Raw genomic sequence first — 13,655 nt, forward strand, 5'->3', positions numbered from 1 at the left:
GAAGGTCAGGGTGCCGGCGGCAGCGCCGGCGGTGCCGCCGGAAACCGGCGCATCGAGCATTGGATTGCCGTGGGCGAGGGCAGCCGCGCTGACCTCGCGGGCGTTCAGTGGGTCAATGGTGGACGAGTCGATCAGCAGCACGCCGGGTTGCACGTTGGCCAGCAGACCGTCGTCACCGAGGAAGACCTGCTTCACGTGGGCGGCGGCGGGCAGCATGGTGATGATCACCTCGACATCGTCGCGCGCTACCTCGGCGGGCGATGCCAGGGCGCGGGCGCCGAGGGCGACGGCCGCTTCCACGGCCCTGGCGGAGAGATCGAAGACGCTCAGGTCGAAGCCGGCCTTGAGCAGGTTGGCAGCCATGGGGCCGCCCATGTTGCCGAGTCCGATGAAGCCGATGCGCATGGGGTAGTCCTCTTCTTCTTGTTCGGGGCGCCCGCAGGGCAAGCGCGAAAGGAGGTGCCCGCCCGCGTGGTGCCGGGGCCGGACCAGCATCCTTGCTGAAGTCCGGACCGGCTCGGGGCGAGCGGGCGGGCAGGCTGATCTATTTGAGGTTGATGGTGGTGTTCACTGCGCCGCCGACCTCGTTCTCGTCGAACCAGCGTTCGGTGACTGTCTTGGTCTGGGTGTAGAACTGCACCACCTGCTTGCCGTACGGGCCCAGGTCGCCCAGCTTGGAGCCGCGCGAGCCGGTGAAGGAGAACAGCGGCACCGGCACCGGGATCGGTACGTTGATGCCCACCTGGCCGACGTCGATCTCTTCCTTGAAATGCCGCGCGGCGGCGCCGGAACGGGTGAACAGCGCGGTGCCGTTGCCGTTGGGGTTGGCGTTGATCAGCTCGATGGCCTCGTCGAAGGTCTTCACCGACACCACGCAGAGCACCGGGCCGAAGATTTCCTCGCGGTAGATGGTCATCTGCGGGGTGACGCCGGAGAACAGGGTCGGGCCGACGAAGTTGCCTTTGGCATAGCCATCCACCTGCGGGTTGCGGCCGTCCAGCTCCAGCTTGGCGCCTTCCTGGGTGCCGCGCTCGATCAGGCCGCTGACGCGGTCCAGCGCCGCGCAGGAGACCAGCGGACCGACGTCGGTGTTGGCCTCGGTGCCGCCGCTGACCTTGAGGGTCTTCGCCTTGGCCACCAGGTCCGGAATCCACTGGTTGGCTTCGCCCACCAGGATCGCCACCGACACCGCCATGCAGCGCTGACCGGCAGCACCGAAAGCCGCGCCGGCGATGGCATTGAGGGTCTGTTCCTTGTTGGCGTCGGGCAGCACCACCGCGTGGTTCTTCGCGCCCATCATGCACTGCACGCGCTTGCCGGCCAGCGACGCGCGGTTGTAGACCTGGGTGCCGACGCGGGTCGAGCCGACGAAGGAGACGGCCTTGATGTCCGGGTGGTCGCAGATGGCGTTGACCACGTCCGGGCCACCATGGATGACGTTGAGCACGCCCGGCGGCACGCCCGCTTCATGGGCCAGCTCGACAAGCCGCATGGTTACCATCGGGTCCTGCTCGGAGGGCTTGAGGACGAAGGTGTTGCCGGTGGCGATCGCCATCGGGAACATCCACAGCGGGATCATCGCCGGGAAGTTGAAGGGGGTGATGCCGGCGCAGACGCCGATGGGTTGCAGGAGGGTGAAGGTGTCCACGCCGCCGGCCACGTTGTTGGCCAGTTCGCCCAGCTGCAGGTTGCCGATCCCCGCAGCGTGCTCGACCACTTCCAGGCCGCGGAACACGTCGCCCTCGGCATCGGGCAGGGTCTTGCCCTGCTCGGCGGTGAGGATCGCCGCCAGTTCCTTCATGTTCTCGCGGATCAGTTGCTGGTACTTGAGGAAGATGCGCGCGCGGGCGCCGATGGGGGTTTTCTTCCAGGTCTTGAACGCGGCCTTGGCGCTGGCCACAGCGCGCTCGACTTCCTCGGGCGTGGCGAAGGGCACGCGGGCAAGGACTTCCTGGGTGGCGGGGTTGATCACCTCGCGCCATTCGGAGGTGGTGGACTCGACGGGCTTGCCGTCGAGGAAGAGTTTGACGGTCGGGATGGCAGTTGCGGTCATCGGGGTTCTCCCAGCCTGAAGGCTTTCTTGTTGTGTGGTCCGATCCTAACAGTGCATTTTTGATGTGCTCAATGCGGTGATGTGCAAGTATGGTCTGCATTTATGCACATGGACGACGCAAAAGGGGCGCGCTGAGGCAGATATGGACTGGGACAACCTGCGGTTTTTCCTCGAGCTTTCGCGCGCAGGCAAGCTGACTGTCGCCGCCCGACGCCTGGGCGTGGATCACACTACGGTCGCGCGCCGCCTGCAGGCGCTGGAAAAAAGCATCGGCGCCCAATTGCTGGTGCGCGAGCCCGCCGGCTACCGGCTGACCGAGGCCGGACACAGCCTGCTGCCACAGGCCGAGGCCATGGAAAGCGCCTGCAAGGTGATCGAGAAACGCCTGGCCGGCGCCGAGGACAATCTCTCCGGCAAGGTGCGCATCGGCGCCACCGAGGGCTATGGCTCGACGCTGCTGACCTCGCAACTGGTGGAGCTGAACCGGCGCCATCCCCACCTGGGCGTGGACCTGCTGGCGGTGCCGCGGGCGCTGCAGCTGTCGCGCCATGAGGCGGACATCGTCATTACCCTGGAGCGCCCCGGCCGCGGGCCCTACATCATTACCCGGCTGACCGATTACGTGCTGCGCCTCTACGCCTCGAAGGACTACCTCGCCGAGCGCGGGCCGATCCGCAACCGCGACGACCTGCGCGAGCACGGCCTGGTCGGCTATGTCGACGACCTGCTGTACAGCAAGGAGCTGCAGTACCTCGACGAGATCGGCCGGCCGCTGCACATGGCGCTGCGCTGCACCAGCATCCTCGCCCAGCAGCGCGCGGTGGCGGAGGGCGCCGGGCTGGCGATCCTGCCGGCGTTCGCAGCCGCAGAGGACCCGTCGCTGCAGCCGGTGCTGGCAGGGGAAATCGAATTCGTGCGGACTTTCTGGATGCTGATGCCGACCGAGCTCAAGGATATCGCTCGGATGCGCACCACCTGGGATTTCCTGCGGGAGAAGGCCGAAGGCAGCCAGGACGTGCTGATGGGGCGAACCAACTTGTAGGAGCGAGCTTGCTCGCGAACAAATTAACCGGCAGCTCCAGCGTCAGGCGGGTTCGCGAGCAAGCTCGCTCCTGCAAGGTGATGCCAGTGCCGAAATTGGCCCGGTGCGCCGGGATGAAAAAGGGCGGCCAGTTGGCCGCCCTTTTTGTCTTACGCCAGTCCGACGTAGAGGTTCTGTACGTCGTCGTTGCCGTCCAGGGCATCGAGGAAGGCTTCGACTTCCTCCAGCTCCGCACCGGACAGGCTTACCGGGTTCTTCGCCTTGTAGCCGAGCTTGGCCGAGGCGACGGTGAAGCCGTGTTCGGGCAGGGCGCGACAGACGGCGTCGAGGTCGGTGGAGTCGGTGAGGAACAGCGTGTCGCCGTCTTCCTCGCCAGGCTCGAAGTCCTGGGCGCCGGCTTCGATGGCGGCCAGTTCCGGGTCGGCGTCAGCGCTGGCCGGGGTGGCCTCGACCAGGCCCAGGTAATCGAAGTCCCAGGAGACCGAGCCGGAAGCGCCGAGCTGGCCCTTGCGGAACAGCACGCGGATTTCCGCGATGGTGCGGTTGACGTTGTCGGTCAGGCACTCGACTATCACCGGCACGCGGTGCGGGGCGAAGCCTTCGTAGACCACGCGCTCGAAGGTGGCGGCGCCGTCCAGCAGGCCGGCGCCTTTCTTGATGGCGCGCTCCAGGGTGTCGCGGGGCATCGAGGCCTTCTTGGCCTGCTCGACGACCAGGCGCAGTTTCGGGTTCATGTCCGGGTCGGCGCCATTGCGCGCGGCGATCATGATTTCCTTCGACAGTTTGCCGAACACGCGGCCCTTGGCGTTGGCGGCAACTTCTTTATGTTTGGCTTTCCACTGGGCGCCCATAGTGATCTCTTGCTGGCGGTTGCTGATGGGCGGCAAGTCTAAGGGTTGATGCGCTCGCTGGCGATATCTGGTGGTCCGATGCGTCTTTTGTAGGGCGCATACCCCGGTACCTACGGCGGATAACCCCGAAGGCGTTATGCGCTCTACGCCGCTGTCACCGACGGGGCGTCCGTTCGCGAGCAAGCTCGCTCCTACAGGTTCCCTCAGCCTTGAGCGGCGAGGAAGGTGTAGAGCCGCTCATCCAGCGAGTGCGCGACGTTGAAGCGCATCCACGGCACGCTGCGGCCGTCGGGCATGAATAACTGACCGGGGAACAGCAGGATCTTCGCCTCCTTGGCGCGGCCGGCGAGCAGGGTGGCGTCGTCCACCGCGCGATGCCGGGCCCAGAGGAACAGGCCGGCGCGGGGTTCGTGGAAGATTTCCAGGCCGGCCGCTTCCAGGCGCCGCGCCACGCTGTCGTGGGCCTCGCCGAGCTGGTCGCGCAGCTGGCGCACGTGCTTGCGATGGCGGCCCTGCAGAAGGATATCCAGCGCCAGGGTCTCGGTGAGTTCCGAGCTGGTCAGGCCGCTGACCATCTTCAGCGGCACCAACTCCTCGACCAGTTCGGGGTGCGCGGCGATGAAGCCGGTGCGCAGTGCGGGGGCGATGACCTTGGACAGGCTGCCGATGTAGATAACCCGCGCCAGTTGGTCGAGGTTGGCCAGGATCAGTTGGCCGGCAGGGTCGAGGTCGGCGTAGATATCGTTCTCGACGATGAGGAAATCGTATTTTTCCGCCAGTTGCAGCAGGCGGTGCGCGGCGGCCAGCGACAGGCTGCCGCCGGTGGGGCTCTGCAGGCGCGCCTGGGTGAAGTAGACCTTGGGCCGGTGCTCGCGGGCCAGTTGCTCCAGGCGGTCGAGATCCAGCCCGTCGGCGCTGCGCGGCACGCCCAGCAGCTGCGCGCCCTGCAGGCGCAGGTTGAGGAACAGGTTGTGGTAGCCGGGCTCGTCGACCAGCACCGGATCGCCGCGCTGCACCAGATAGCGCACGGTCAGGTCCAGCGCCTGGCTGGCTCCGGCGGTCAGCAGGATCTGCTCGGGGCTGGCAGCCACGCCTGCATCGCCCAGGCGGTCAGCGAGTTTGCCGCGCAGCTTGGGGTTGCCCTTGCTGTGGCCATAGTTGCCGAACTGGGTCGGTTCTTCCCGCGCCAGGCTGCGCAGGCCGCGCAGCAGACCTTCGCCATCGAGCCAGTGCTCGGGCAGCAGGCCGACGCCGGGGCGCAGTTCCATGCCCAGAGGCTGGAACACCTTGTGCAGCAGCAGGTGGGCATCGAAATCGAACTCGGTGGGCGCCTCATTGCCGGTGCTGTCCTCGACTGCTGGGCCGCGCACGTAGAAACCGGCGTTGGGCACGGCGTTCAGGCAGCCACGCGCTACCAGCCGGTCGTAGGCCTCGACCACGGTGAAGTGGCTGACGCCGTTGGCCTGGGCGAATTTGCGGATCGAGGGCAGCTTGGCGCCGGGGCGCAGGCGCTGCTCGTCGATGGCCTGGGCGATGCCGTCGACGATCTGGGTGACCAGGGGAATGTCCGAGGTGGGGTCGAGCAACAGCATCCGAAGGTCCGTTCTGGTAGGGGAAGAATCTGTACAGGTCCGGCGACCATAACAGCACTGCAAATTCCACGACGTCCCTGTGCATGGTGCGGGCGCGGCGCGGCCAGCACACTCGGCTCCGTGAAGCGGCAATCCGCCGCAGTGCCTGAAAAGAACAAGGACCGCCCGTCATGCGTGACACAGCTTACAACATCGATCCGTCGAGCATTTCCGCCGAAGAGCGGCAGGCGCGCTGCGACCTTGCCGCGCTGTACCGGCTGATTGCGCACTTCCGCTGGACCGACCACATCGACACCCACATCTCCGCGCGGGTGCCGGGCGAGCCGGGCCACTACCTGATCAACCGCTATGGCGTGCTGTTCCATGAAATGCGCGCCTCCGACCTGGTGAAGGTCGACCACGCGGGCGATGTCATCGACCCGCGCTTCGGCCCGAAAAGCGTCAATCGCGCCGGCTTCAACATCCATTCCGCAGTGCACGCCGCCCGCGAGGACGTGGCCTGCGTGATCCACACCCACACCGCCGCCGGTATCGCGGTGTCCGCCCAGGAAGACGGCCTGCTGCCGATCAGCCAGCACGCGCTGAAGTTCTACAACCGCCTGGGCTACCACGACTACGAGGGCATCGCCCTGGACCCGGACGAGCGCTCGCGCCTGGTCAGCGACCTGGGCAGCCACATGGTGATGATCCTGCGCAACCACGGCCTGCTGGCCACCGGGCGCTGCATCGCCGAAGCCTTCAACCAGATCTACTTCCTCGAACGCGCCTGTCAGGCGCAGGTCCAGGCCCTGGCTGGCGGCCGCCAGCTGCGTTACCCGCCGCACGCGGTGTGCGAGCGCGTCGCCGTGCAGGAAGAGGAAGCGCTGGTCGACGGCCTGCACCTGCTGGCCTGGGAATCGGCGCTGCGCCTGATCGAGGATGGCGCAACCGTCTACCGCACCTGACCCGTTACCGTGCCCCGGTCCGCAGAGACCGGGCGCCTGCGTGCTTGAACCATCTGCCAACAACAAAGCCAAGAGGTGGAAATGAAGAACCCGATTCTGGGAGCCCTGTTCATGGGCGTGGCATCCGGCGCCATGGCTGCTGACCTGACCGTGATCTCCTTCGGCGGCATCAGCAAGGACGTACAGACCGAAGCCTTCTACAAGCCCTTCGAGAAGAAGGAGGGGATGAAGGTGATCGCCGGCGAGTACAACGGCGAAATGGGCAGGATCAAGGCCATGGTCGACACCGGCGGCGTCAACTGGGACGTCGTCCAGGTGGAAGGCCCGGAGCTGCTGCGCGGCTGCGAAGAAGGCCTGTTCGAACATCTGGACCCGGCGATCCTCGGCAAGGCCGAGGACTATGTGCCCGGTACGATCTCCGACTGTGGCGCCGGCCTGCTGGTCTGGTCCATGGCCATGGTCTACGACGGCAAACGCCTCGCCAATGGTCCTACCGGCTGGACGGATTTCTGGGACACGAAGAAATTCCCCGGCAAGCGCTCGCTGCGCAAGGGCGCCAAGTACACCCTGGAGATCGCCCTGCTGGCCGACGGCGTGAAGAAGGAAGACCTGTACAAGGTGCTGGCGACCAAGGAAGGCGTGGACCGCGCGTTCAGGAAGCTCGATGAGATCAAGCCGTCGATCCAGTGGTGGGAATCCGGCGCGCAGCCGATGCAGTTCCTCGCCAGTGGCGACGTAGTCATGAGCACCGCCTACAACGGCCGCGCCTTCGCTGCGCAGGAAGAGGGCGTGCCGATGAAGGTGGTGTGGAAGGGCAGCCTGTACGCCATCGATTCCTGGGCGATCCCCAAGGGCAGCCCGAACAGGAAGGCCGCCGAAGACTTCATCGCCTTCTCGCTCAAGCCCGAGCAGCAGAAAGTCCACACCGTGAAGCTGGGCTACGGCTCGGTGAACCTGGGGACCAACAAGCTGATCGATCCCGGGATCATCGAGCGCCTGAACACCGCGCCGGCGAACCTGGAGCAGGCGGTGCCGGTGAACTTCGAGTTCTGGGTCGACCACGGCGAGGACCTGGAGCAGCGCTTCAACGCCTGGGCGGCGAAGGGCTGATCCGCGGTTTGGCGCGGGTGGTTGCATCGGCGCCCTGATCGTTTCGCGGCGGATAACGCTGGCGCGTTATTCGCCCTACGTTCTGCCGCGGTCTGCCGGACGGGACGGCGTCAGGCGGGTTCGCGAGCAAGCTCGCTCCTACAGGGGCGCCCGATGGCCGCTCTTCGTAGGAGCGAGCTTGCTCGCGAACTGGATTCTGCCGTGGGCGGGATCAGACCTTGCGCCACACGCTCGCCAGCCAGGGCTGCTGTTCGCGCGGCAGGCCGGCGGGGCGGTAGTAGTGTTCCAGCTCGCGGAAGCCCGCATCGTCCAGCAGACGTGCCCAGCTCTCCAGGTCGTGGTAGGAGCCGTAGCGCCCGCCGTTCCAGCCTTCCTGGTTGTCCCCGCGAGGGTTGGAGCTGAACAGCACGCCGCCCGGCTTTAGCGTCGTATGCAATTGGCGCAGCACGCGCGGCAGCTCGCTACGCGGAATGTGGAACAAGCTGGCGTTGGCATAGACGCCATCGAAGCGTGCGGTGGGCAAGTCAAGGTCGAGGAAGTCCTGCTGCCAGACCTCGCAGCCGCTCGCCTCGCGGGCCATGGCGACGAAGTCGGCGCAACCGTCCAGCCCGACCGGAGCATGCCCCATGCCTTTCAATGCACACAGGTCGCGCCCCGGACCGCAACCGAAATCGAGCAGGGCGAAAGGCGCCTCGCCCTGGATGTGCCGCAGCAGCGCGGCGATGTTCTGGGTGACGTCGTGGTCCCAGGTGCCTTCGCGGAAGGATTCGGCGCTGTCCTGGTAATGCTGCAGGGTGACGCGGGAGATATCGCGCAGGATCGGGTCGTCGGTGCTCATGATGGTGTTCGATCGGTAGGGATTGGGGATTCTACAACGCGCCTCGGCGTGTGGGCCTGCATACCGGCGAGCGCTTCACCCTCGGGCTGATCTTCCACGATGCGCTGTGAGGAGTAGCATGGATCGGTCCAGGGAACCGGGAGATCGACATGCACTACGAAGTGATTCAACGCCACCGCAGCGAGTACCCCGCGCCCATCACCTTCGCCAAGGGCGCGCCGCTGTTCGTCGGTGAGCGCTACGAAGGCGCCGGGGGCTGGGAGGACTGGTACTTCTGCTCCACGCCCGGCCAGCGCCAGGGCTGGGTGCCGGCGCAGGTATTCAACATGACGGCGCCCGGCGCCGGGGTAGCGATGGAGGACTACACCGCCCGCGAACTCGACGTGGAGGTCGGCGAACACCTGGAAGGTGGCCGCGAGCTGGGCGGCTGGCTCTGGTGCATCCGCGCCGGCGGCGAGGCCGGCTGGGTGCCGCTGGATTGCCTGCAGGAAGTCAGCGCCTGATCCCGCCTCGCCTGATCTGCAATAGGGTCAGGCCTTGTAGCGGCGCGCGGTGTGCTGCTTGAGCCAGGCCATCAGCCCGCGCTGCTGTACCACCGTGGGCTGTTCCACCAGCAGCGCGGCGCTGGCCTTCTGGCGGAAGTCGAGCAGGCGGCCCATGGCCTCGGCGATCTCCTGGCGGGCTTCCATGCAGGGCGCGAGGGTCTGCTTGTCGATGTAGTACGCGGCGCCGTCGCTGAGGGCAGTGAATTGTGCCTGCCAGGCCGTGCCGGTCAGCACGCCGGCCTCGCCGAACACTTCGCCCGGCCCCATGCGGCCGGCCTCGATGGATTGGCTGTCGTGAGGCAGGGTGACGCTTACCACGCCGGAGTCGATGATCAGCAGACGGTCGCTGACGTCTCCCGGCGCCAGCAGCACCTCGCCGCGCTTGAAGGGCCGGCGCTGCATGCGGTTCGCCAGCTCGTCGCGCTCCTCGTCGCGCAGGGCGTCGAACAACCCCGAGCGCACCAGCAGCGCCCGCGCCCGGGAAGCGCTTTCGCGCATCGGTGCGTCGGCCTCGGCCAGCAGGTTGATGCCGGCGGCCTGCAGGTGGCGGTAGGCGAGGTCGAACAGCTGGTTGCGCACCTCGCGCTTCTCGCCCATGGCGGCGACGAAGCCGCTCATTTCGTATTCCACCCCATCGGGCGCGGACTTGCGCACGCTGACCGCCGGCGCCGGGTTGGCCAGCAGGGCGCGGCAGCCGCCCAGGGCGTCTTCGAGGGCGCTGATCACCTTGCGTGGGCGGATGTGCGGGCTGACCGTCAGGCTCACGCTGACCCCATAGAGGTTCGCCGGGCGACTCAGGTTGAGAACCTTGGCTTTCGCCGCGAGGGAGTTGGGCACCACGGCCAGCGTACCCTGGGAGGTCTGCAGGTAGGTGGAGCGCCAATCGATCTCGGTGACCTTGCCCTCGATGCCGTCGATGGAGATCCAGTCATCCAGCTGATAGGGCTTGGTGGTGTTGAGCACGATGCCGGAGAACACGTCGCTCAGGGTGCTCTGCAGCGCCAGGCCGAGGACGATGGCGACCACCCCGGAAGTGGCCAGCAGGCCCTTCACCGGCAGCTCCAGCACATAGCCGGCGGCGGCGATGATGGCGACCAGGAAGATCAGTGCGCCGACCACGTCCTGCAGCAGCCGCCCGCCATGGCCGATGCGCTGCACCAGCAGGAAGCCCAGCACCACTGTCAGGCAGCGCGCGGCGAACAGCCACCAGAGTATCTGCACGGCGGTGGCGACCATGTGGCTGGGCAGATCGTCCGGCCAGGGCGCGGCGCGCAGCGGGTTCATCCCGGCGTTGAACAGCAGCAGGCTGAACAGCAGGAAGCCGAGCAGGCGCACCGCCAGCCGCCAGTGCGGATGGGCCGGGCCGACCAGCCGCCAGAGCAGCAGGTCGATCAGCAGCAGGACGGGGGCGGCGAACAGCGGGTGGGCAGTAAGCAGGGCGGGCATCGAGCCTCTCCTTGGAACGATCGCAAGAAGATGGCACAGAAAATCGCTTTCGGGCAGCGGCCTCAGCTCGGATTGTGCGGGGCCACGAGCTTCAGCCACTCATCGGTTTCGACTTCGCCGGCGATGTGCAGCTTCGGTTCGCTCTCGTCGAACAGCACCAGCGCGCTGCCGTATTCGGGGGTGTCGGTGTCGCGGGCCTTGAGGTTCTCGCGCAGCAGGTCGAAGCATTCGCTGTGGGTGACCAGTACCAGATTGCGGTGAGCGGCCTTGTGCTGGCGAATCTGCTCGGCGAGGTCGCCGTCCTTGCAGGTCAGCAGCCAGTCCTGGCGGGCGACTTTGCGGTCGAACATCAGGTCGGCGGTCTGCACCGTGCGATTGGCCGGGCTGCTGTAGATGTCGGTGGCGGTCAGGCCCAGGCGGGCGATGCTGTCGCCCATGCCTTGTGCCAGGGCGGCGGCGCGCGCGGTGATGCCGTCGGCGGCGCCCAGGCATTGCGCCGTGGAGCGGTCGCAGCGCTCCATGTGCCGCACCAGCAGGACGACGCCGCCACGGGCCCAGTTCTGCGCGAACAGGTTGCTGCTCGGCACGTCTTCCAGCGGCGAAGGCAGGGCGCGCCAGGCCACCAGGGCGAGAGCAGTGCAGGTCAGCAGGGAAACGGCCAGAAGGCGAAGGCGGGGCAAGGGGCATCCTCATGCGCGGGCGTCCGCGCGGGATGCGGGGAGCTGGGTGCATGCTGCACCCGGCGGGTGACAATCACGCGATGGGTTGATGACGAGGCGGTGATGAAAGTTCCGCAACCGGCCTATCGAACATCCTCGGAATTGTTGCCTTGCGTGACGCTGACGGTGGCGGTGGTGCCGGCGCGCAGGCGGTCGCGCCCCGGATATCGAGGATCGATGGCGATGCGCACGGGGATGCGCTGGGCGAGTTTCACCCAGGTGTAGCTCGGGTTGATATTGGCCAGCAGGCGCGCGCCCGGGGCGTTCTCGCGGTCGGTGATGGCGAAGGCGATGCTCTCGACGCGGCCGTCGAAGCGTTCGCCGCTCATCAGCTGCACCGCCACCGCATCGCCTTCGCGGATGCGCGGCAATTTGGTTTCCTCGAAGTAGCCGCCCACGTAGAACGAGTCGCTGTCCACCAGCGCCACCAGCGAGTGGCCGGCGGTGGCGTAGTCGCCGGCGCGGGTCAGCAGGTTGGTCACGTAGCCGTTCACCGGCGCCACCACCTGGGTGCGCTCCAGGTCCAGCCGCGCCTGCTTCTGCGCCGCTTCGGCGAGGGCGACGTTGGCTTGCGCCAGCGCCAGGTTGGCCTGCTCGCGCAACAGCTGCGCCTCGGCCACGGTGACGTCGGTGTGTGCCTTCTCCCATTCCTCGTTGGAGATCGCCGAGCGCGCCTTCAGTGCCTTGCGGCGGGCTTCCTCGCTCTGCCGCTGGTGCAGCAGCGCCTGGTTGGCAGCGATAGCCGCCTGGGACTGGCCGAGCGCGGCGCGGGCGACTTCCACCGCGCGGTCGGCATGCAGTACTGCCAGTTCATAGCGCGCCGGGTCGATCGTCAGCAGCAGCTCGCCCTTGCTGACGTGCTGGTTGTCCTTCACGCGCAGTTCGACGATGCGCCCGGTGACGTCCGCCGACAGTGTCACCACGTCGGCACGCACTCGCGCATCGCGGGTCCAGGGCGCGCGGGTGTAATAGGTCCAGGCGAAATAACCGAGGATCAGGGCGAGTCCGACCACGGCCAGGGTGATCAGTGGCGGCAGGGCTTTGCGCAGGCTGGCCATTCAGTGCAGGGCTCCCATGAGCAGGATCAGGCCCGCGCAGAGGCAGGCGTAGAGCGCGCCTTCGAACAGCGCCTCGTGCCACACCAGGCGCAGCACGCCGAGGCGGCGCAGGCTCCAGTCCAGCAGCAGGAAGATCGGCAGGGCCAGCAGCAGCGCCTGGGCCAGCGGCGGCAGGTAGACCCCGCCCAGTTCGATATCAACGGGCATGCAGCGCGGGTTCCCCGTGGTCGTCGTGGAAGGTGGCGGATTCGCCATAAAGGTCGCGGAAACGCTCCAGCAGGTCGGCGGCCACCAGCAGTGCCACGCCGCTGACGAATACCGGGCGCATGGCATCGCCGCTGGGGTAGTTGCCGTGGCCTTGCAGTTCGTCCAGCTCGTTGCCCAGTTCGCGCATGGCCGGCAACACCCGGTGCAGCGGCGCGGCAGGCGGCTGGTCGAGGCAGGCGGCGAGCTCGTCGAGTAGCAGCGACAGGCGCGCACGCAACGCCTGCGGCAGGCCATGGGGATTCAGGCTTTCGCGGCGCAGCTGATGCAGCACCACGCCCAGGGTCATGCTTGCCAGGCTGCACTGGAAGCGCTCGCCGGACTGCTCGTCACGCGCCGCCGGCAGCAACCCGAGCATGATCGCCAGGCGGTCCACCATGCGGCTCTCGAACAGGAAGCGGCGCGCCTCGCTGGGCTTGGACAGCAGCACCGAGCGCACCTCGGCGCGGGTCCGGCGCGATTGGCGGCGCAGGCGTGCATCGGCGTCGAAGGGGAACAACCAGGCGTACACCAGCAAGGCCAGCACCCCGGCGCTGACATAACCGCCGGCGAATTCGAACCATTGCAGCGAAGTGTTGATCCACGCGCCCTGGTTCTGCGGGCCCACCAGCAGGAAAGTCGACAACCCCAGGCCGATGCCTATCCCGGCGGTCTGCGGGTTGGCCAGGCCCACCGCAATGACGTACAGCAGCGGGGTGAGGAACAGCGCGAGCATCTCGAAGTCGCCGACGCTGGGCAGCAGCAGGAACTGCAGCAGCGCCGCCGCCACCAGCGCCATGGCCAGCCCGCGCATGTAGGCCAGGCTCGCCATCAGCGGGCGCGGGAAGGTGGCCAGCAGGGAGCAGAGGATGCCGATCAGGATCATCCCGGCGCGGGCGCCGTCCCAGGCGGTCTCGATCCATATCCAGCCGGCGCAGCACAGCGCGACGAAGGCGCGGGTGGCGTTCATGGCGGCGAGGTGGAAGTCCAGGTGCAGGGCCTGGGCCTGGCTCTGCGGATAGGAGCTGCTGCCGGGGCGGCCTTCCTGGATCGCTTCGCTCAGCTCGATCATCTCGTCCAGTTGCTGCATCAGCCGCGCCTGCTCGAAGCGCAGCGCCCAGGCCAGGGAGCGCAGTGAGGTGGGCAGGCCGTCGGCCAGCTCCTCGGCCTGCCGCGCGGCGGCGTCGAAGCGCTGGCGCAACTGGGTGATGCGC

14 protein-coding genes are annotated in these 13,655 nt (G+C 67.3%); 4 read left to right on the plus strand and 10 right to left on the minus strand.

The window, feature by feature from the left end; translation table 11 throughout:
* Positions 1-405, minus strand: a 405-nt coding sequence (locus ACCC94_RS21590) for an NAD(P)-binding domain-containing protein (RefSeq protein WP_413351584.1), incomplete at its 3' end; no start/stop codon positions are given.
* 139 nt (positions 406-544) lie between these two features.
* Positions 545-2,053, minus strand: coding sequence for a CoA-acylating methylmalonate-semialdehyde dehydrogenase (locus tag ACCC94_RS21595; RefSeq protein ID WP_413351586.1), 1,509 nt, complete (start codon positions 2,051-2,053; stop codon positions 545-547).
* A 142-nt stretch (positions 2,054-2,195) separates the two neighbouring features.
* Here ACCC94_RS21595 and ACCC94_RS21600 point away from each other — a divergent pair, with 142 nt between their 5' ends.
* Positions 2,196-3,095: a LysR family transcriptional regulator gene (locus ACCC94_RS21600; RefSeq protein ID WP_413351588.1), complete on the plus strand. Its 900-nt coding sequence runs from the start codon at positions 2,196-2,198 to the stop codon at positions 3,093-3,095.
* 149 nt (positions 3,096-3,244) lie between these two features.
* On the opposite strand, the gene ACCC94_RS21605 is transcribed toward ACCC94_RS21600, so the two are convergent.
* Both ACCC94_RS21605 and ACCC94_RS21610 read right to left on the minus strand, forming a co-directional pair.
* Positions 3,245-3,946, minus strand: coding sequence for a YebC/PmpR family DNA-binding transcriptional regulator (locus ACCC94_RS21605; protein ID WP_045207373.1), 702 nt, complete (start codon positions 3,944-3,946; stop codon positions 3,245-3,247).
* Between the two features lie 203 nt (positions 3,947-4,149).
* Positions 4,150-5,538, minus strand: a complete 1,389-nt coding sequence (locus tag ACCC94_RS21610; protein WP_413351589.1) for a PLP-dependent aminotransferase family protein — start codon at positions 5,536-5,538, stop codon at positions 4,150-4,152.
* Between the two features lie 170 nt (positions 5,539-5,708).
* Between ACCC94_RS21610 and ACCC94_RS21615 the strand changes: the two genes are divergently transcribed.
* Together ACCC94_RS21615 and ACCC94_RS21620 are read left to right on the plus strand one after the other, a co-directional pair.
* On the plus strand, positions 5,709-6,482 hold the full coding sequence (locus ACCC94_RS21615) for a class II aldolase/adducin family protein (protein ID WP_413351590.1): 774 nt from the start codon (positions 5,709-5,711) through the stop codon (positions 6,480-6,482).
* An 81-nt stretch (positions 6,483-6,563) separates the two neighbouring features.
* A complete protein-coding gene (locus ACCC94_RS21620; RefSeq protein WP_413351592.1) occupies positions 6,564-7,592 on the plus strand; it encodes an ABC transporter substrate-binding protein in 1,029 nt (342 codons plus the stop codon).
* A gap of 211 nt (positions 7,593-7,803) precedes the next feature.
* Here the strand turns inward: ACCC94_RS21620 and ACCC94_RS21625 are convergent, their stop codons facing one another.
* On the minus strand, positions 7,804-8,430 hold the full coding sequence (locus ACCC94_RS21625; protein WP_413351593.1) for a class I SAM-dependent methyltransferase: 627 nt from the start codon (positions 8,428-8,430) through the stop codon (positions 7,804-7,806).
* Positions 8,431-8,579: 149 nt separating this feature from the next.
* Between ACCC94_RS21625 and ACCC94_RS21630 the strand changes: the two genes are divergently transcribed.
* On the plus strand, positions 8,580-8,933 hold the full coding sequence (locus ACCC94_RS21630; RefSeq protein WP_413351595.1) for an SH3 domain-containing protein: 354 nt from the start codon (positions 8,580-8,582) through the stop codon (positions 8,931-8,933).
* A 27-nt stretch (positions 8,934-8,960) separates the two neighbouring features.
* On the opposite strand, the gene ACCC94_RS21635 is transcribed toward ACCC94_RS21630, so the two are convergent.
* The 5 genes from ACCC94_RS21635 to ACCC94_RS21655 form a co-directional block, all read right to left on the minus strand.
* Positions 8,961-10,421, minus strand: a complete 1,461-nt coding sequence (locus ACCC94_RS21635; protein WP_413351596.1) for a mechanosensitive ion channel domain-containing protein — start codon at positions 10,419-10,421, stop codon at positions 8,961-8,963.
* 62 nt (positions 10,422-10,483) lie between these two features.
* The gene (locus tag ACCC94_RS21640) at positions 10,484-11,101 is read right to left on the minus strand and encodes a histidine phosphatase family protein (RefSeq protein WP_413351597.1); all 618 of its coding nucleotides are present in this window, start codon (positions 11,099-11,101) and stop codon (positions 10,484-10,486) included.
* Positions 11,102-11,223: 122 nt separating this feature from the next.
* The gene (locus ACCC94_RS21645; RefSeq protein ID WP_413351598.1) at positions 11,224-12,198 is read right to left on the minus strand and encodes an HlyD family efflux transporter periplasmic adaptor subunit; all 975 of its coding nucleotides are present in this window, start codon (positions 12,196-12,198) and stop codon (positions 11,224-11,226) included.
* On the minus strand, positions 12,199-12,405 hold the full coding sequence (locus ACCC94_RS21650) for a DUF1656 domain-containing protein (RefSeq protein ID WP_037010560.1): 207 nt from the start codon (positions 12,403-12,405) through the stop codon (positions 12,199-12,201).
* The coding region (locus tag ACCC94_RS21655; RefSeq protein WP_413351599.1) for an FUSC family protein at positions 12,395-13,655 on the minus strand (1,261 nt) is incomplete at its 5' end. The genes ACCC94_RS21655 and ACCC94_RS21650, both read right to left, overlap by 11 nt.

The sequence above is a fragment of the Pseudomonas sp. Pseusp97 genome (assembly GCF_047304025.1).
GTDB lineage: Bacteria > Pseudomonadota > Gammaproteobacteria > Pseudomonadales > Pseudomonadaceae > Pseudomonas.